Consider the following 16,615-nt stretch of genomic DNA (forward strand, 5'->3'; position numbering starts at 1 on the left):
GGGCGTTATTGCGCCTGTCGTTCCCGCCACTCCTGCAATGTCAACGCATAGGTCACATGTGGGCGCAAATGCGGATGGCTATCCTCGGGCACACGCGGATGGTCGAAGTCGCGCGAAGGGTCACGCCTGAGGCCGATGCGTTCCATCACACGCGTTGAACGCTGGTTGTTATGAACGGCGAAGGAGACGATTTCCGGCGTTTCCTTTTCGTCGAAGGCCATGACGAGAAGCGATTGGGCGGCTTCGGTAACATAGCCGTAGCCCCAGAAGCGGGTGGCCAGCCGCCAGCCGATCTCCATGGTTCCAAGCGGGAAGGGCGGATCGAGGTTCATGACCGGCGATATGCCGCAGAACCCCATGACTTCGCCGGCCTCGCGCAGTTCCATGGCATAAAAGCCGTAGCCGCTGCCACGGATCATGCCATTGATGGTTTCGAGGACGGCGTCCGCTTCCGCATGGCTGCGGCGGAAGGGGAAAAATTCCATGACCTTTTCGTCGGCATTGATTTCGCGGAACAGATCGCGGTCGCTCTCCTTCCACTCGCGCAGAATGAGCCTTTGTGTTTCGCGGATGATCATGGAACGACAAAATCCGTCTTGCGGTAGCCCTGGATGTAAAGAAGCGCGGTCAGATCGCCATGGTCGATGCGCATCTGCGCCTCGGCGGCAACGGCCGGTTTGGCGTGCAGGGCAACGCCCGCACCGGCCAGATGCAGCATGCCGAGATCGTTGGCGCCATCGCCGACGGCCATCGCCTCTTCCGGCGAGATGCCGAGCTTTGCGGCTATATCGTTCAGAGCATCCACCTTGGCCTGCTTGCCGAGGATCGGTTCGGCAACGGTGCCGTCGAGTTCACCATTGGCTTCGCCGAGAAGATTGGCGCGGTTTTCGTCAAAACCCAGCATGGCCGCGACGCGGCCGGTGAACACGGTGAAGCCGCCGGAAACGAGAGCAGCGTAGTAGCCCTTCGCCTTCATGGTGGCGATCAGTTCCTTGCCGCCTGATGTCAGCGTGATGCGCTTTTCGATGACGTCGTCGATGACCGAGACCGGCAGACCCTTCAGCAGCGCCACACGCTCCCGCAGCGCCGGTTCGAAAGCGATCTCGCCATTCATGGCGCGGGCGGTAATCGTGGAAACCTTTTCCTTCAGCCCGACTTCCGCCGCTAGCTCGTCGATGCATTCCTGGCCGATCATGGTTGAATCCATATCGGCAATCAGAAGCTTCTTGCGCCGCTTGTCCTGTTCCTGAATGACGATATCGACCGGTTGGCCCGCAAGTGCGCCGGTAAGCGCGTTGCGCGCCTGCGTCGCATCGGTTCCTTCGGGCAGGGCGATATCGCAGGCGATGCCGTCGGCCAGCCAGTAGAGACCCGACGCATTTACGGCCTTTGCGGCCGCTTCGCCGAGGGCCGGTGTCAGAACAGGATTTGACGGATTGGCGATAAGCGTGGCAACGAAAGCCATGATGAAAAACCTTGATGAGAATTTTGATGCGATCCTGATAACCGGCCCGACGGCAAGCGGCAAGTCCGCGCTTGCGCTTCGTCTGGCACGGGAGCGCAACGGCGTCGTCATCAATGCCGACAGCATGCAGGTTTATGACACGCTGAGGGTGCTGACCGCGCGGCCATCCCAAGAAGAAATGGAAGGCGTGCCGCATCTGCTTTACGGTCATGTGCCGGCGAGCAACCTCTATTCGACGGGCGAATGGTTGCGTGAGATTTCGGCCTTGCTCGATGATTTGCGCAATGAAGGGCGTTTTCCCGTCATCGTCGGCGGCACGGGGCTTTATTTCAAGGCGCTGACGGGTGGCCTTTCCGATATGCCGGCCATTCCCGACGACATACGCGACAGGCTGCGTGCCCGGCTGATCGAAGAGGGGGCGGTCGTTCTTCATGCGGAACTATCGCTGCGCGATCCTGCCATGGCGGAAGGGCTTCAGCCGGGGGACGGCCAGCGGATCGTCCGGGCGCTTGAAGTGATCGAGGCGACCGGAAAATCGATCCGGGATTTCCAAAAAGCCAGTGGCCCGGTGATCGTCGATCCGGATCGGGCGCAAAAATTTGTCGTCCTGCCGGAAAGGCCGGTGCTGCACGACCGCATCAACCGTCGTTTCGAAACCATGATGGAGAGCGGCGCGGTGGAGGAGGTGAAAGCCCTTCTCGCCCTGAACCTTGCGCCTGACGCGACCGCAATGAAGGCGATCGGCGTTGCCCAGATCGCCGATATGCTGACTGGTCGCATGAGCGAGGCTGAGGTGATCGAAAAATCGGCGGCCGCGACCCGTCAATATGCCAAACGGCAGATGACATGGTTTCGCAACCAGATGGGACCGGACTGGACCCGTATCCAGCCGTGAAGGCCAGCGTCAATCCTTCCGGTAGAGACTGCCGAGCGGCTTCTTCAGCAGGCTTTCCCGCAGTGACGGGCGTGCATCGCCGGGCGGCAGGCCATTCTGCGCGTGCATCTGGAAACCGGCCTTGCGCAATTCGTTGACGGCGCCGGAGGCGGTGTCCACCACAGCCGCCGGGTTTTGCGGCGCTGAGGTCGCGCGTCCGGGCAGCATGTCCGGGCGGTAAGGCTCGTAGCCATCCGTTGTGGTCGTGCCCAGTTCGCGCTTCCAGCGATCGATATCATCCGTCTCTCTGGGCATGGCCACCGGTTCCGGCAGATCGGAAAAGGCCGCTTCGACGCTTTGCTGAAAGCCTGTGATGACCGGCTTGGCTACAGAGCGCATGCGGGTGACGATGGTGTTCAGGTCGACCGTATCGGGCGTTTCGTGGGACGTGTGGCTGACCATGCCGCTCGCCTTCGGCAGTTTGACTGTGGGTACGCGGTCGAAACGCATGCGCATCGGCACGCCCACCGCCTCACCAAAGGCGATGGCCTCGCCATTGCCGATGGATGATAGAAAGCTGGTGGTCGATGTCGAAGCGTTCGGTACCGCGGACAGAATGATCTTCTGGTCGATCTCGTTCGAAAGCCGCATGGCGAAAACGGTCGAGCATTGCGACAGGATGGTCTGGTCCAGTTCGCTCGGGCGCTGGCTGATAACGCCGAGCGAGATGCCGTATTTTCGGCCCTCCTTGGCGATCTGGGCGATCGATTGTCGGGTGGGAAAAAAGCCGCGTTCGGGGTCGGCCGGAACATAACGGTGCGCTTCTTCGCAGACCACCAGCATATGCAGCGAGCCGCGCGCCAGGACCGCAAGCTCGAACGACATGCGGCAGAGGACGGAGACCACCGAGTTCACCACTTCGGATGGGATGCCGGACAGCTGGAAAACCGAGATCGGCTTTCCTTCTCCGGGAATACGGAAGATATGCGCCACCGTTTCCAGAATGGTATCGCTGATCGTATTGCTGGAGAACATGAAATTGTAGCGCGTATCGTTGATAGCCGAGAGGATACGGCCCTTCAGGGAGCGCAGCGCCGGCTTTTCGTCACGCCCTTCCAGCCGCCCGATACGCTCGTCGATGAGAGCCAGAAGATCGGCCATGCGGTACGGCACCGGCGTATCCGGCGTGATCGCGCTTTTGTCGGATGTGCGGCGAACGGCAGACCCGTCAGTGCCGCGGAATGCCTTTTTCGCTTCCGGAATGAGATCGCGAAGAACGTCCATCTCTTCCGGCACCGGCTTGCGGCCCCGGAAGACCACTTCCGCGAATTCCTCAAGGCGCATCAGCCAGAAGGGGAGATCCAGCGTATCGGTATCGATGACAACCGAATGATCGGGAAAAGCGGCCGCGAATTCATTGTGCGGATCGAGAATGAGGACACGCAGCTTCGGATCGGTCTCGATCGCCTTGTTCAAAAGCAGGGAAACTGCGGTGGTTTTGCCCACGCCCGTCGATCCGACGACGGCGAAATGTTTCGCCAGCATCTGCTGGATGTTGATGGTCGCGCCGATCGTGTCGTCCTGCGTCAGTTTGCCGATGACGCAGCTGTCACGCTTGCCGCCATCATAAATCTTGGCAAGGTCGCCCGTGCGGATGCGGTGCGCCACCGCGCCAAGATAGGGGTAACGGGAAATGCCGGTGGAAAAGCGCTCGCTGCCGTCCTCGGTGCGAAAGACTTCTCCGACGAGTTCCACGTCGATCAGCAGCCTGTTCGGCCTGTCCGACGACCAGTGTTCTTCGCCGGTGCGCATGGCGTATACCAGCGCCGCGACACGGCTCGTTCCCATTTCGATGGAAATCAGGCGGCCGACGGACCAGAGCTGAGCGACATCGGTTGAGCCTGTCTCGGTTTCGGCGGCGATGGTCGCATGGGCGCCGTTACAGGCGATGACGCGGCCCAGCATGCGGTTTGCCGGTTGCTGGCCGGATCGCCGTTCGTTTTCGTCCATGCGGGACGCTCTATGAAACTCGTCGTTGTTCACGTCTTATCCCGGTACATGCGGATGATCGCGGTGGTGCGGGCAGTATCTGCGTCTTCGATCATAAAAGATTATATTTAACAACATGTGTACCGATTGCGTTCGAAAATTTCGCCAGCATGGCATTTCTCGCAATAAAAGAAGCGGGCTCCGATTTTTCCCCCAATATGCGTTGACGGCTCACGCTTTTCTGGCTAACACTCCGACCCATGAAAAATCTTAACGTACTTATCGTGGTGGGACGGCGCATGGGCAGGATGGTGTAACCATCCGGCGAAAGCACCCATGCGCTGAACGAGGCTCCTCTAGGGGCCTTTTTTTATGTCTTCAAACAGGCCCTCGGGCTCCTCGATATCCAAAGCCAAAGCGGGATGGAAACAGGCAATGACGGATAAGGACAATACGGATAACAGCAATCGCATGACGGGTGCGGAGATCGTTCTGAAAGCGCTGAAGGACAACGGCGTCGAACATATCTTCGGTTATCCCGGCGGTGCCGTGCTTCCGATCTACGACGAGATTTTCCAGCAGGAAGACATCCAGCACATTCTCGTGCGTCACGAGCAGGGTGCCGGTCATGCTGCAGAAGGTTATGCCCGCTCCACCGGCAAGGTCGGCGTCATGCTCGTCACGTCTGGTCCTGGCGCCACCAATGCGGTGACGCCGCTTCAGGATGCGCTGATGGATTCCATTCCGCTCGTCTGCCTTTCCGGCCAGGTTCCAACGTCGCTGATCGGTTCCGATGCGTTTCAGGAATGCGATACCGTCGGCATCACGCGCCCCTGCACCAAGCACAACTGGCTGGTAAAGGACGTCAACGAACTGGCGGGCATCATCCATGAGGCCTTCCGCATCGCCCAGACGGGCCGTCCGGGTCCGGTCGTCGTCGATATTCCGAAGGACATCCAGTTCGCCACCGGCACCTACACGCCGCCTTCCGCCGCCATCCAGCAGAAGAGCTACAAGCCGGTGGTCCAGGGCGACCTCAATGCCATTCACGCTGCCATCGAATTGATGTCCAAGGCGAAAAAACCTGTCTTCTACACCGGTGGCGGCGTCATCAATTCCGGCCCGGCGGCGACAAGGCTGCTGCGCGAACTGGTGGAGTTGACCGGTTTCCCGATCACCTCGACGCTGATGGGTCTCGGTGCCTATCCGGCTTCCGGCAAGAACTGGCTCGGCATGCTGGGCATGCACGGTTCCTACGAAGCCAATATGACGATGCATGATTGCGATGTGCTGGTCTGCGTCGGCGCGCGTTTCGACGACCGGATTACCGGACGCCTCAATGCGTTTTCGCCGAACTCCAAGAAGATCCACATCGACATCGATCCGTCCTCGATCAACAAGACCGTGCGTGTCGACGTGCCTGTTATCGGCGATGTCGGCAATGTTCTGGAGGATATGGTTCGCCTGTGGCGTGCCTTGCCGAAGAAGCCGGAAAAAGCGCAGACGGCGGACTGGTGGTTGCAGATCGAGCGCTGGCGCGCCCGCAACTCCTTTGCCTACAAGAATTCCAACGATGTCATCATGCCGCAATATGCATTGCAGCGTCTTTACGAGGCATCGAAGGGACGCGAGACCTTCATCACCACCGAAGTCGGCCAGCACCAGATGTGGGCGGCACAGTTCTTCGGCTTCGAGGAGCCGAACCACTGGATGACGTCGGGCGGTCTCGGCACCATGGGATATGGATTGCCGGCGGCAATCGGGGTTCAGGTCGCGCATCCGGATGCGCTGGTCATCGACATTGCCGGCGACGCATCGATCCAGATGTGCATCCAGGAAATGTCCTGCGCCATCCAGTACGGCCTGCCGGTGAAGGTTTTCATCTTGAACAACCAGTATATGGGCATGGTGCGGCAATGGCAGCAATTGCTGCACGGCAACCGCCTGTCCAACTCCTATACCGAAGCCATGCCTGACTTCGTCAAGCTGGCGGAAGCCTATGGCGGGGGCGGCATGTATTGCGACAACCCCAGGGAGTTGGACGACAAGATCCAGGGAGTTGGACGACAAGATCGCCGAGATGATCGCGGTCAACAGGCCGGTCATCTTCGATTGCCGTGTCGCCAACCTCGCCAATTGCTTCCCGATGATCCCGTCTGGTAAAGCCCATAACGAGATGCTGTTGCCGGACGAGGCGACGGATGAAGCTGTTGCCAACGCAATCGATGCCAAGGGCCGTCAGCTAGTCTGAGCCGGGAGAGGAAAAGGACATGAACGCACACCTACAACCCACCGGTTCCGCCTACTTCATCCAGAAGGAAACGGCTGCCGTTGAAAATCACACGCTGTCGGTTCTGGTCAGCAACGAGCCGGGCGTTCTCGCCCGCGTCATCGGCCTGTTTTCCGGCCGGGGCTACAACATCGAAAGCCTGACGGTTTCGGAAACCGAGCACGAGGCGCATCTGTCGCGCATCACCATCGTCACGCGCGGCACACCGCTCGTTCTGGAACAGATCAAGGCGCAGCTGGAACGCATCGTGCCGGTGCATCGGGTTCTCGATCTCACCGTTCGCGCCCGTGAACTCGGGCAGGAACGGCCGATCGAGCGCGAAGTGGCGCTCATCAAGGTCGCCGGCTCGGGGGATGCCCGCGCCGAGACGCTGCGCCTTGCGGATGCGTTTCAGGCCAAGGTAGTCGACGCGACGGTGGAGCATTTCATCTTCGAGATCACCGGCAAGTCGTCGAAGATCGACCAGTTCGTCGCCATCATCAAGCCGCTCGGCCTGATCGAGATCTGCCGCACGGGCATTGCGGCGATGAACCGCGGTTCGCAGGGGATGTAAGTCTCCGCCTTCGAACTACGCTTCAGAATATCAAGCCCGCGGTTCACCGCGGGTTTTTTTATGGAATTTTCTTCGCGGATTAATATTCAACCATATGGTTGACTTCTGGGATCGGCGGCCTATATTCAACAACATGGTTGAATTATCTGTTCCACAACTCGACACTGTCTTTCATGCCCTTGGTGACGCCACGCGGCGCACGATGCTACGCGATCTTTCCTTTGGCGAGCGAACGGTAAGCCAGCTGGCCGCGCCGTTCGATATATCGCTGGCTGCGGTGTCGAAGCACATCAAGGCGCTGGAGAACGCAGGGCTTATCCGCCGCGAGGTGAGGGGGCGCACCCATGTCTGCCGCCTTGCACCGGAACCCTTGGCGCAGGCGGATGAATGGCTGAGTTTCTACCGGCAGTTCTGGAACAGCCGCCTCGATATTCTTGAGCAGATGCTCAGGGAGGATGAACAGGGAAAATCCCCTGCAGATGGAGAAAATGACAATGGCTGATATTGCAATGTCTGACACCTATGGCCAACTCGTCGAACCGACGACCCTGAAGATCGAGCGGCTTCTGCCCGGACCGATCGAACGGGTGTGGGCCTATCTGACACAAAGCGAGCTTCGCCGCCGGTGGCTGGCATCCGGCGAAATGAAACTTGCGCCCGATGCGCCGTTCGAACTGGTCTGGCGCAACGACGAGCTTTCCGATCCGCCGGGCAACCGCCCCGAAGGTTTTTCCGGAGAACACAAGATGGCGTCGCGCATCATCACCGTTGTTCCGCCGCACCGCCTCGTCTTCAGCTGGGGCGAGAATGCGGAAGTGTCTATCGAGCTTCAGGCTCTGGGCAAGGAAGTGCTTCTGACGCTGGTCCACCGCCGTCTGGCGGAGCGCTCGACCAGGCTCAATGTCAGCGCCGGCTGGCACGCGCATCTCGATGTTCTTGCCGCTCGCCTTCAGGAAAAGGAACCGGAGCCCTTCTGGGATGCCTGGCTGGAACTGAAAAAGGAATATGATCGCCGCATACCGTCGTAAAGCGCCGCAGGTGCTTTCGCATGACGGCGCGGAGCACCGCGCCGTTACTGCCGCTTCAGGGAACGCTTGGAAAGATACGATTGCCTGATCGATGTGAGCGCCCCGGTCTTGATCCGCAGCGTTCACATTCCGATTCAACCGCTTCAGCGTCCGATTCCGAAAACCCCGTTAACGCTCTGTTCCATCAAAGCATTTCCAGCGCGATCTTTCGCGTCGGCGGCGGGAAGGCGGCGTCGAGCGCGGCCCAGTCCTCGTCGGTGATCTCCAGATCGGTCGCGCCACGGTTTTCCTCCACGCGGGCGGCGCTGGCGGATTTCGGGATGGCGATGACGCCTTCTCTTTCCAGCAGAAAGGCCAGCGCCAGCTGCGCCGGCGTTGCCTGATTGGCCTTGGCGATACGGATGAGTTCGTGGTTTTTGAGGATGCGGCCCTGCTCTATGGGGGAGTAGGCCATCAGCGGCACGCCGTGCTGCTGGCACCAGGGCAGAAGCGTAAATTCCGGTCCGCGCCGGGACAGGTTGTAGAGCACCTGGTTGGCGGCGCACTTTTCGCCATCCGCAACCGTGAAAAGCTCTTCCATGTCGTCGGTGTCGAAATTGGAGACGCCCCAGTCGCCGATCTTGCCGTCTTTTTTCAACCGCTCGAAAGCCGCCACTGTTTCCGCGAGCGGATGCTCGCCGCGCCAGTGCAGCAGATAAAGATCGATATGGTCGGTGCCGAGCCTTGCGAGGCTGCGATCGCAAGCCTCCACGGTGCCTCTGGCGCTGGCGTTCCAGGGATAGACCTTGCTGACCAGAAACACCTCATCGCGCCGGCCGGCAATCGCCGCGCCGACCACTTGTTCGGATCGGCCGTCGGCATACATTTCGGCCGTGTCGATCAATGTCATGCCGAGATCGATCGCCTTGCGGATGCTCTCGATCTCTTGCGGAGCGGACGATCTCACCTCCCCCATGTTCCAGGTGCCGAGGCCAAGGGCTGGAACCTCTTTTCCGGATGGCAGGGTGACGGAAGGCATGTCGTCATACATTGGTTTGCTCCAGCGTTTGTCAAAGGGAGAATAGCCTGTTGTCCAGACTTCTCAAACCCGACACGGAGGGGATCGATCCATAAAAAAATTGACCTCGCCTGTCGTTCTGTCCGGCTGGTTTGATCGTGGTCCGGCGGAGACCACGATTATCGGAACCTTCGTTGTGCTGAAATAGACGCTCTTACGTCGGGAACTGGCGGTAACATTCCTCGGCGATCTTCTGCACTTCGGTGCGTGTCAGTTCGGCGGAAACGGCATAACCGAGTTCGTTGTCGATCCAGTAAAAGGTCTCGATGCCGTCGGCGCTCGCCATGCGGAAGCTGGTGGTGCGATTTTCCTCGTTATGGCCGATCAGCACCGTCACCCGGCGGCCGGTCTTGTCCTGATACATCAGCATCGCGCCAGGCTTGCCGCTGACGGGGATGAGGCGTCCGCCGACGAGATCATATCCGAGTTTGGAGAGATCGGGGATCGCAAAGGGATAACCGAGCCGCTTGCCGAGCCATGTCGCAAGGTGCTGTTGCTCCCCGGCTCCGACCTCAACGGGGTGGCGTACTTCGCTAGCGTAAATGAGATAGGCCGATTTCGCCTGTGCGGGAATGTCCGTCGTCAGCGATGCCAGTACCACGTCCTGCGGCGTGGAGAGGGACTGCGGCAAAAACCTGCCGGCTGCGGCACCTGCCGCGAAGATCAGCAAGGCGGCCGCCGTCCGAGGAAGAAACGGCTTCGGCCTCCATGTGGAGCCTGTTTTGCGGTTCAGCATCGCGGTGTCGTGCGGATGTTCGGCGGCATAGGTGGCGAATGCGTTTCGCAGGGCTTCGGCCTGCTTTTTCCAGTCCTGCACGCGGCTCTGCTCTTCCGGCCTTTCGGTCAGCCATGCCTCGACAGCCGCGCGGTCATCATCGGACAAAAGCCCGTCGACATAGGCGTGCAGATCGTCTTCGGTTATGGCGTCGGGCCTTGTCATCGTGGTCTCCGCAGGGGAATGATATTGTCCGCCGCCAAGTGCTGGCGAAGGGTTTCGCGGGCGCGGGACAGTCTGGACATGACGGTGCCTACGGGGATCGACAATGTCTCGGCCGCCTCCTGATAGCTGTAACCTTCCACCGTCACCAGCATCAGCACCGCCCGCATCTCGGGCGAAAGAAGCGCCAGAGCGCCGTGCAGCCGGTCGTTCTCCAGCGTATCGCCGAGCGTATCGGCAATGGCGATCTCTTCATGGCCGTCGAGACTTTCGGACGGGTGACGTTTCTCTGTGCGATGGCGGTTGCGATAAAGATTCGTCATTATCGTGTAAGCCCATGATTTCAGAGCTGTTCCGCGCCACTGCCTTCTGTTGGTCAGTGCCTTTTCCACACAGTCCTGCAGAAGGTCCTCGCCATCGGCGTCGGAACGGGAAAGGCTGCGGGAATAACGCCGCAGCATGGGTATCAGCGCCAGCATCTCCGCCTCGAAGGTGCCGGCTGCGGGGGAGAGGTTCCCCCGCGTTTTGCCATTCATGCCATCAGGGTTTTGCGGCATCCCATACACCGTTCATACCGTCGCCGGTAGCGTCGCCTTTTTTCGTGTCCTTGACCCAGTAATAAAGCGGCATGCCATCCTTTGCCCACTGCATCTTGCCGTCCTTGCGCGTCACGACGGAATAGGCGCCCTCGGCCTTATCACCAGTCGCTGCGAAAAACGGCGGCCAGTTCACCGCGCATTTGTCGTAACAATTGGATACGCCCTTCTTGTCGTTCTTGAAAGTGTAGAGCGTCATGCCTTTTTCGCCGGCAAGTACATTGCCTTTTTCGGTCTTGACCGTTTCGACCGCAGGGGCCGCATAGGCTGTCCCGGCAAAAGCCAGAACGAGGGCGGGAACGATAAAGCGGATTTTCATGGACATATCCTCCTTGGTTCGAGCGGCATCTGCCGCCAGCACATCAAGAGACACCGCAGGCCGCCGGATTATTCCCCGGCGAAGCGCGATTTCCGTGATTTTTAAACTTATCCATTGAGCTAAGTGTTTTGCCGTGATAGTTAGCCTTATGGAAAACTATTCGGATGCGCTCAATGACATCTTCCAGTCTCTTGCCGATCCGACCAGGCGGGCCGTGCTTTTGCGGCTGGGCGGCGGGGATGCGAGCATCGGCACGCTTGCCGAACCTTTCGCCATGGCCCTGCCGTCGTTCATGAAACACATCCGTCTGCTGGAAGAGGCGGGATTGATTGTGACGCGCAAGCAGGGCCGGGTCCGGTTCTGCTCACTGGAAAAACAGCGGTTTTCGATGCTCGAGGGCTGGCTTTCGCAACAGCATGCCATCTGGGAAGGCCGGACGGACCGGCTTGAACAGTTCGTCATGGCGCAACAGGACAAGACCTCACGGAAAGGGGAGAATGACAAATGACCGATACTTTCAATCCTGATCTCGATCTGAAGATTTCAAGGATCATAAGAGCGCCGCGCCGCCTCGTCTGGAACGCCTGGACCGACAAGGCCAGCCTCGAACAATGGTGGGTGCCGCATCCCGGCAAATGCCGCGTCGAGCGCATGGAGCTTTACCCCGGCGGCGCGTTCGAGACGCGCTACAGCGAGGATGGCACGGCATTCGGCGACCATATCAGCGGATGTTTTCTGGCGGTGGATGCCGAGGAGCGTCTGATCTTCACCGATGCGCTGACATCGGGCTTTCGCCCGTCCGCCCGCCCGTTCCTCACCGCCGTCATGAGTTTTCGCGATCACCCCGATGGCATGGAATATGTGGCCTATGCCATGCACAGAAACCCAGAAGATCGTGACAAGCATGCCGAGATGGGCTTCTTTGACGGCTGGAACACGGTTGCCGAGCAATTGGCTGAGCTTGTCGAAAAGCAGGCGGTCAATTGAGGCCTTTGTCGCGGTGCGATTCATCTTTCGTTCTTTTTCTGTTGCGCATGATGCTCGAATCCTGCGATGAGGGCGCATGTTATTTTCACCGCAACAGGACGAAGCGCTCAAGGCTGTTTCCCGCTGGCTGAAGGAAGGCCGGACGCCGGTTTTCCGGCTGTTCGGTTATGCCGGAACCGGCAAGACGACGCTTGCCAAACATTTCGCGGAAAACGTCGATGGTGAGGTGCTGTTTGCGGCCTTCACCGGCAAGGCGGCGCAGGTGCTGCGCTCGCGCGGGGCGACCAACGCCCGCACCATCCACTCGCTGATCTACCGCCCGCGCGGCGAAGAAACGGTGGAAGATGAGGAGACCGGCAAGACGTCCGTCGCGCCGATGTTCTCCATCAACCGCCAGAGCCCGCTCGCCAAGGCGGCACTCATCATCATCGATGAATGTTCTATGGTGGACGAGCAGCTCGGCAAGGATCTGATGAGTTTCGGCACGCCGATCCTCGTACTCGGTGATCCCGGACAGCTGCCGCCGGTTTCGGGCGGCGGCTTTTTCACCGAGCAGGAGCCGGATTATCTGCTGTCCGAAATCCACCGTCAGGCCAAGGACAATCCCATCATCCATCTTGCCATGGAAGTTCGGGAAGGCCGGGAGATCATGCGCGGCGATTACGGGGCCGCGCAGGTGATTTCCAAGTCCGAGGTGACGCAATCGCTCGTGCTCGATGCCGATCAGGTGCTCGTCGGCACCAATCGCACCCGCCGCCGTTATAATCAGCGGCTTCGCGAGCTGAAGGGCTTCACCGCCGATTATCCGCAATCCGGCGACAAGCTGGTTTGCCTGAGGAACGATCCGACCAAGGGCCTGCTGAACGGCTCGCTCTGGCAGGTCATGAGTTCTTCGCGCGAGACGGTGAAACCGGGCATCAACCTGATGATCCGGCCCGAGGACGACGATATGGATCGCGGCGCGGCCAAGATCAAATTGTTGAAGGCGGCGTTCGAGGATGTGGAGACCGAAATTCCGTGGACCACCCGCAAGCGTTATGACGAGTTCGATTTCGGCTATGCGCTGACCGTGCACAAGGCGCAGGGTTCGCAGTGGAACAATGTTGTTCTCTTCGACGAGAGCTATGCCTTTCGCGATTCACGCGAACGGTGGCTTTATACCGCCATTACGCGCGCGGCGGAGACCCTGACCATCGTTCGCTGAGATAGAGCATTTCCGGTGAACACCGGATCGTCATCAATGCTCTATCTTCTCATTTTGCGCATTGCCCGGACGGAAAACCGCGACGCACTTTTCCTGGACATGCTCCGTTTCAAGCGCGGATAACACCGAGCAAAACCGCCTTGGCGACCGCCTGAAAGCGGTTGCTGGCATTGAACTTGCCGATGATCTTCGCCTCCAGCACATTGAGGTCGGTGCCCGAAAGACCAAGCGCGCGGGCGAGCCGTACCGGCGCATAACCTTCCGCCATCAGTTCCAGGCATTTTCGTTCCGCGTCGGTCAGCGCGATATCCTTGGCCGGGCTCCGCTCAGCGGTGTCGAAGCCATCCATATCGGTGTCGGCGATAAGCAGTTCTTCGATCTGCTGGGCCTGACGCTGAAGAGTGGAACGCTCGGCGGTCAATTCCCTTTTCCGCTGTCTCAGCGCGGCGTGAAATATCTCGTCCGCCTCCTCCTGCGAGAGCGAACGGACAAGTTTTTCCATGATGTCGGTAATGGCCGCGACGGAAATACCCACTTCGCGGCAGACATTGATGACTGCCATGCGCTGCACGTTGCGGTGGGAATAGACCCGCATCTGGCCGATGCGTTTCGAGGTCAGCAGCGCCTTTTCCTCGTAGAAATGGAGGGTTCGGTGCGTTACTCCGAAGATGTTGGCCATGTCGGCGATGGGAACCGGTTCGGCGGGCAGGGAGGAGGGCAGGCTTATGTCCGGTAAAAAGCTGCTGATTCTTAGATTGGGTTTGTCCTCGTCGCCGTGTTCAAACGGCATCCTGCCATCCTGCATCGTTTCCCCCTTCGCGCTTATTGACAGTGTGCCTGCTTTTTATGGCATCCGTTGCCTGTTCCCCGTCACGGACCTGTCTTCTGATCAAGACATTTTGCCGAACACTGCATAAGAACCGTAACGTGTATTGCCTGTTTTCGTTCCCGTATCCTTAAAATTTTTTATCGGCCTCCTTGCGGTCGGCGTCAACCTGCGTGAAACAGGGTGTAGATTCCGAACCGGAGCCCAATGCCATGCCCGCCAAACTTTCCGTCAATCTGAACGCAATTGCCATGCTGCGCAACCGTCGCGATCTTCCATGGCCGGATGTCGCGTATTTCGGGCATATTGCACTGGCGGCTGGGGCAAGCGGGCTGACTGTACACCCTCGTCCCGACCAGCGCCATATCCGCTTTTCGGACCTGCCCGTGCTGCGCGCGCTCATCGATGACAGTTTCCCCGCAGCGGAATTCAACATCGAAGGTTATCCGACCGAGGATTTTCTCGTTCTGTGCGAAGAGACCCAGCCGGAGCAGGTGACGCTGGTGCCTGACGATCCGTCGCAGGCGACGTCCGACCATGGCTGGGATTTTCAAAAACACGCTGTTTTCCTGAAACAGGTCGTTGGTCGCCTGAAGGCTGGCGGTATGCGGGTCTCGCTTTTTGCCGATGGCGACGGTGAGCGCGAAGCGGTGGAACTGGCGGCTGAGACGGGTGCGGCCCGCATCGAGCTTTATACCGGTCCCTATGGCGGCTGTTTTGACGATCCGCAAAAGGGTGACGCGCTTCTGGAAAAACTCGGACAGACGGCGGATTACGCCGCAGCGCTCGGGCTTGCCGTCAATGCCGGCCATGACCTGACTGTAGCAAACCTGCCCAAGCTTATGAAACGCATACCTTATCTCGCTGAGGTCTCCATCGGCCACGGGTTGACGGCGGATGCGCTGGAATATGGCATGGCTGAAACAGTCCGGCGTTTTTGTCGCGCCTGCGGTCAGGCTATTTCATAACCAAAGTCAATTTTTTTGCCTATAATTGGCGGGCGCATGCTCCGTGCGCGAGCTTTTGAAGGCAGAGACATATGCAAGAACATCATGTTGTCGTCGTGGGTGGAGGCTTCGGCGGTTTGCAACTGGTACACGGGCTGGAGGGGGCCCCTGTCCGCATCACATTGATCGACCGTCGCAATCATCACCTGTTCCAGCCATTGCTTTACCAGGTTGCGACAACGGCGCTGGCGACATCCGAAATCGCCTGGCCGATCCGCCACCTCTACCGCGACCGCAAGGAGGTGACGACCTTGCTTGCGGAGGTGAACGGCATAGACCGTGGCGCACGCACCGTGCATCTGAATTCGGGTCAGGTTATCGGCTTCGATACGCTGGTGCTGGCCACTGGTGCGCGCCACGCCTATTTCGGCCACGACGAGTGGGAGCGTTCCGCACCCGGTCTCAAGACGCTCGAAGACGCGACGACGATCCGCCGCCGCCTTCTTCTGGCTTTCGAACGGGCCGAACTCGCCACCAATGAAGAGGAACGGCAGGCGCTGCTGACCTTCGTCATCATCGGGGCAGGCCCGACCGGCGTGGAAATGGCGGGCATGATCGCCGAGCTTGCCCACAAGGCGCTGCCGCCGGAATTCCGCAATGTGGATACCAGAAAGAGCCGCGTGCTGCTTGTCGAGGCGGGGCCTCGTGTCCTGCCGGTTTTCACGGAAGACCTTTCGGCCTATGCCAAGCAAGCGCTTGAAAAGCTCGGTGTCGAGGTTCTGCTCGGCACGCCGGTGACGGCCTGCACCGATGAAGGCGTGACGGTGGGCGAGACCTTCTATCCCTGCCGCACCGTGGTCTGGGCCGCTGGCGTGCAGGCCTCTCCCGCTGCGAAGTGGCTGAACGCCGCCGCCGACAGGGCGGGACGCGCCATTGTCGGTCCGCATCTCAATCTGGAAGACGACGCCAATATCTTCGTCATCGGCGATACCGCCGCCGTCAATCAGGAAAACGGCAAGCCGGTGCCGGGCATCGCGCCTGCTGCAAAGCAGCAGGGGGCTTACGTGGCAAAGGTCATCAAGGCGCGGCTATCCGGAGAGCCGGCGCCATCGCCCTTCCGCTACAGCCATCAGGGCAATCTGGCGACGATCGGCAAACGCGCGGCGGTGATCGATTTCGGCAGGTTCAAGCTCAAGGGCGTGCTTGCCTGGTGGATCTGGGGTCTTGCCCATATCTACTTCCTGATCGGAACGCGTTCGCGGCTTGCGGTGGCGTGGAGCTGGCTGTGGATTTACCTCAGCGGCCAGCACAGTGCGCGGCTGATTACCCAGAAAGAGACGTTGAAGGACGAGGCCTGAGGGCAGGGTGGGCCGATATTAAAAAAAGGGCGGGAAGCACCGGCTTCCCGCCCTCATGTTTATGGTCAGCGCGCCAAACCACTCCTCCGTCATGCCGGACTTGATCCGGCATCCAGCCGACGCGCGTCTGCGCGGCGAGACGAGTCTTTTCAGCCCAAGGACTTGGGCTGGCTAGACCCCGGATC

Annotated in this window: 17 protein-coding genes and 1 pseudogene; 10 read left to right on the forward strand and 8 right to left on the reverse strand. The window is 59.7% G+C overall.

Annotation, left to right across the window (positions count from 1 at the left end; genetic code table 11):
* Positions 1-5 precede the first annotated feature (5 nt).
* Both RS75_RS20125 and serB read right to left on the reverse strand, forming a co-directional pair.
* Positions 6-578 carry a GNAT family N-acetyltransferase gene (locus RS75_RS20125; RefSeq protein ID WP_045023783.1) on the reverse strand — a complete coding sequence of 191 codons (573 nt, stop codon included), beginning with the start codon at positions 576-578 and terminating at the stop codon, positions 6-8.
* On the reverse strand, positions 575-1,465 hold the full coding sequence (gene serB, locus RS75_RS20130; protein ID WP_045023784.1) for a phosphoserine phosphatase SerB: 891 nt from the start codon (positions 1,463-1,465) through the stop codon (positions 575-577). The genes RS75_RS20125 and serB overlap by 4 nt, the downstream gene beginning before the upstream one ends.
* On the opposite strand from serB, the gene miaA reads away from it, so the two are divergent.
* Entirely contained in the window at positions 1,464-2,360 is an 897-nt protein-coding gene (miaA, locus tag RS75_RS20135) for a tRNA (adenosine(37)-N6)-dimethylallyltransferase MiaA (protein ID WP_045023785.1), read from the forward strand. The genes serB and miaA overlap by 2 nt on opposite strands.
* Positions 2,361-2,369: 9 nt before the next feature.
* Here miaA and RS75_RS20140 read toward each other — a convergent pair whose 3' ends face one another.
* Positions 2,370-4,382: an ATP-binding protein gene (locus RS75_RS20140; RefSeq protein WP_084687119.1), complete on the reverse strand. Its 2,013-nt coding sequence runs from the start codon at positions 4,380-4,382 to the stop codon at positions 2,370-2,372.
* Positions 4,383-4,763: 381 nt separating this feature from the next.
* Here RS75_RS20140 and RS75_RS20145 point away from each other — a divergent pair.
* The 4 genes and pseudogenes from RS75_RS20145 to RS75_RS20160 all read left to right on the forward strand — a co-directional run bounded on the left by RS75_RS20145 (position 4,764) and on the right by RS75_RS20160 (position 8,199).
* Positions 4,764-6,579: pseudogene (locus RS75_RS20145) on the forward strand (acetolactate synthase 3 large subunit).
* Positions 6,580-6,598: 19 nt separating this feature from the next.
* Positions 6,599-7,171: an acetolactate synthase small subunit gene (gene ilvN / locus RS75_RS20150; protein WP_045023787.1), complete on the forward strand. Its 573-nt coding sequence runs from the start codon at positions 6,599-6,601 to the stop codon at positions 7,169-7,171.
* A gap of 133 nt (positions 7,172-7,304) precedes the next feature.
* Positions 7,305-7,673: an ArsR/SmtB family transcription factor gene (locus tag RS75_RS20155; protein WP_045023788.1), complete on the forward strand. Its 369-nt coding sequence runs from the start codon at positions 7,305-7,307 to the stop codon at positions 7,671-7,673.
* Entirely contained in the window at positions 7,666-8,199 is a 534-nt protein-coding gene (locus RS75_RS20160; protein ID WP_045023789.1) for an SRPBCC family protein, read from the forward strand. The genes RS75_RS20155 and RS75_RS20160 overlap by 8 nt, the downstream gene beginning before the upstream one ends.
* Before the next feature lie 184 nt (positions 8,200-8,383).
* On the opposite strand, the gene RS75_RS20165 is transcribed toward RS75_RS20160, so the two are convergent.
* The 4 genes from RS75_RS20165 to RS75_RS20180 form a co-directional block, all read right to left on the reverse strand.
* Positions 8,384-9,229, reverse strand: coding sequence for an aldo/keto reductase (locus RS75_RS20165; protein ID WP_045023791.1), 846 nt, complete (start codon positions 9,227-9,229; stop codon positions 8,384-8,386).
* A gap of 181 nt (positions 9,230-9,410) precedes the next feature.
* On the reverse strand, positions 9,411-10,196 hold the full coding sequence (locus RS75_RS20170; RefSeq protein ID WP_045023793.1) for an anti-sigma factor family protein: 786 nt from the start codon (positions 10,194-10,196) through the stop codon (positions 9,411-9,413).
* Positions 10,193-10,750, reverse strand: coding sequence for an RNA polymerase sigma factor (locus RS75_RS20175; RefSeq protein WP_045023794.1), 558 nt, complete (start codon positions 10,748-10,750; stop codon positions 10,193-10,195). The genes RS75_RS20170 and RS75_RS20175 overlap by 4 nt, the downstream gene beginning before the upstream one ends.
* Positions 10,734-11,114, reverse strand: coding sequence for a COG4315 family predicted lipoprotein (locus tag RS75_RS20180; RefSeq protein ID WP_052679719.1), 381 nt, complete (start codon positions 11,112-11,114; stop codon positions 10,734-10,736). Before RS75_RS20180 ends, RS75_RS20175 begins: the two co-directional genes overlap by 17 nt.
* Positions 11,115-11,256: 142 nt before the next feature.
* Here RS75_RS20180 and RS75_RS20185 point away from each other — a divergent pair, with 142 nt between their 5' ends.
* From RS75_RS20185 to RS75_RS20195, 3 genes are all read left to right on the forward strand, one after another.
* The gene (locus RS75_RS20185; protein WP_045023796.1) at positions 11,257-11,616 is read left to right on the forward strand and encodes an ArsR/SmtB family transcription factor; all 360 of its coding nucleotides are present in this window, start codon (positions 11,257-11,259) and stop codon (positions 11,614-11,616) included.
* Positions 11,613-12,095: an SRPBCC family protein gene (locus RS75_RS20190; RefSeq protein WP_045023797.1), complete on the forward strand. Its 483-nt coding sequence runs from the start codon at positions 11,613-11,615 to the stop codon at positions 12,093-12,095. Before RS75_RS20185 ends, RS75_RS20190 begins: the two co-directional genes overlap by 4 nt.
* A 76-nt stretch (positions 12,096-12,171) precedes the next feature.
* A complete protein-coding gene (locus tag RS75_RS20195) occupies positions 12,172-13,299 on the forward strand; it encodes an ATP-dependent DNA helicase (RefSeq protein ID WP_045023798.1) in 1,128 nt (375 codons plus the stop codon).
* Between the two features lie 109 nt (positions 13,300-13,408).
* Here RS75_RS20195 and RS75_RS20200 read toward each other — a convergent pair whose 3' ends face one another.
* A complete protein-coding gene (locus tag RS75_RS20200) occupies positions 13,409-14,104 on the reverse strand; it encodes a MerR family transcriptional regulator (protein ID WP_045023799.1) in 696 nt (231 codons plus the stop codon).
* Between the two features lie 233 nt (positions 14,105-14,337).
* On the opposite strand from RS75_RS20200, the gene RS75_RS20205 reads away from it, so the two are divergent.
* Entirely contained in the window at positions 14,338-15,093 is a 756-nt protein-coding gene (locus RS75_RS20205) for a pyridoxine 5'-phosphate synthase (RefSeq protein ID WP_045023800.1), read from the forward strand.
* A gap of 71 nt (positions 15,094-15,164) precedes the next feature.
* Positions 15,165-16,430: an NAD(P)/FAD-dependent oxidoreductase gene (locus tag RS75_RS20210; protein WP_045023801.1), complete on the forward strand. Its 1,266-nt coding sequence runs from the start codon at positions 15,165-15,167 to the stop codon at positions 16,428-16,430.
* The last annotated feature ends 185 nt before the right edge of the window (positions 16,431-16,615 follow it).

The organism is Rhizobium nepotum 39/7 (genome assembly GCF_000949865.1).
GTDB lineage: Bacteria > Pseudomonadota > Alphaproteobacteria > Rhizobiales > Rhizobiaceae > Agrobacterium > Agrobacterium nepotum.

What these genes read in the sequence shown, in the direction of transcription:
- RS75_RS20125 (WP_045023783.1), bottom strand. Translation starts at nt 578, where the DNA reads ATGATCATCCGCGAAACACAAAGGCTCATTCTGCGCGAGTGGAAGGAG.
- miaA (WP_045023785.1), top strand. Translation starts at nt 1,464, where the DNA reads ATGATGAAAAACCTTGATGAGAATTTTGATGCGATCCTGATAACCGGC.
- serB (WP_045023784.1), bottom strand. Translation starts at nt 1,465, where the DNA reads ATGGCTTTCGTTGCCACGCTTATCGCCAATCCGTCAAATCCTGTTCTG.
- ilvN (WP_045023787.1), top strand. Translation starts at nt 6,599, where the DNA reads ATGAACGCACACCTACAACCCACCGGTTCCGCCTACTTCATCCAGAAG.
- RS75_RS20155 (WP_045023788.1), top strand. Translation starts at nt 7,305, where the DNA reads ATGGTTGAATTATCTGTTCCACAACTCGACACTGTCTTTCATGCCCTT.
- RS75_RS20160 (WP_045023789.1), top strand. Translation starts at nt 7,666, where the DNA reads ATGGCTGATATTGCAATGTCTGACACCTATGGCCAACTCGTCGAACCG.
- RS75_RS20165 (WP_045023791.1), bottom strand. Translation starts at nt 9,229, where the DNA reads ATGTATGACGACATGCCTTCCGTCACCCTGCCATCCGGAAAAGAGGTT.
- RS75_RS20170 (WP_045023793.1), bottom strand. Translation starts at nt 10,196, where the DNA reads ATGACAAGGCCCGACGCCATAACCGAAGACGATCTGCACGCCTATGTC.
- RS75_RS20175 (WP_045023794.1), bottom strand. Translation starts at nt 10,750, where the DNA reads ATGCCGCAAAACCCTGATGGCATGAATGGCAAAACGCGGGGGAACCTC.
- RS75_RS20180 (WP_052679719.1), bottom strand. Translation starts at nt 11,114, where the DNA reads ATGTCCATGAAAATCCGCTTTATCGTTCCCGCCCTCGTTCTGGCTTTT.
- RS75_RS20185 (WP_045023796.1), top strand. Translation starts at nt 11,257, where the DNA reads ATGGAAAACTATTCGGATGCGCTCAATGACATCTTCCAGTCTCTTGCC.
- RS75_RS20190 (WP_045023797.1), top strand. Translation starts at nt 11,613, where the DNA reads ATGACCGATACTTTCAATCCTGATCTCGATCTGAAGATTTCAAGGATC.
- RS75_RS20195 (WP_045023798.1), top strand. Translation starts at nt 12,172, where the DNA reads ATGTTATTTTCACCGCAACAGGACGAAGCGCTCAAGGCTGTTTCCCGC.
- RS75_RS20200 (WP_045023799.1), bottom strand. Translation starts at nt 14,104, where the DNA reads ATGCAGGATGGCAGGATGCCGTTTGAACACGGCGACGAGGACAAACCC.
- RS75_RS20205 (WP_045023800.1), top strand. Translation starts at nt 14,338, where the DNA reads ATGCCCGCCAAACTTTCCGTCAATCTGAACGCAATTGCCATGCTGCGC.
- RS75_RS20210 (WP_045023801.1), top strand. Translation starts at nt 15,165, where the DNA reads ATGCAAGAACATCATGTTGTCGTCGTGGGTGGAGGCTTCGGCGGTTTG.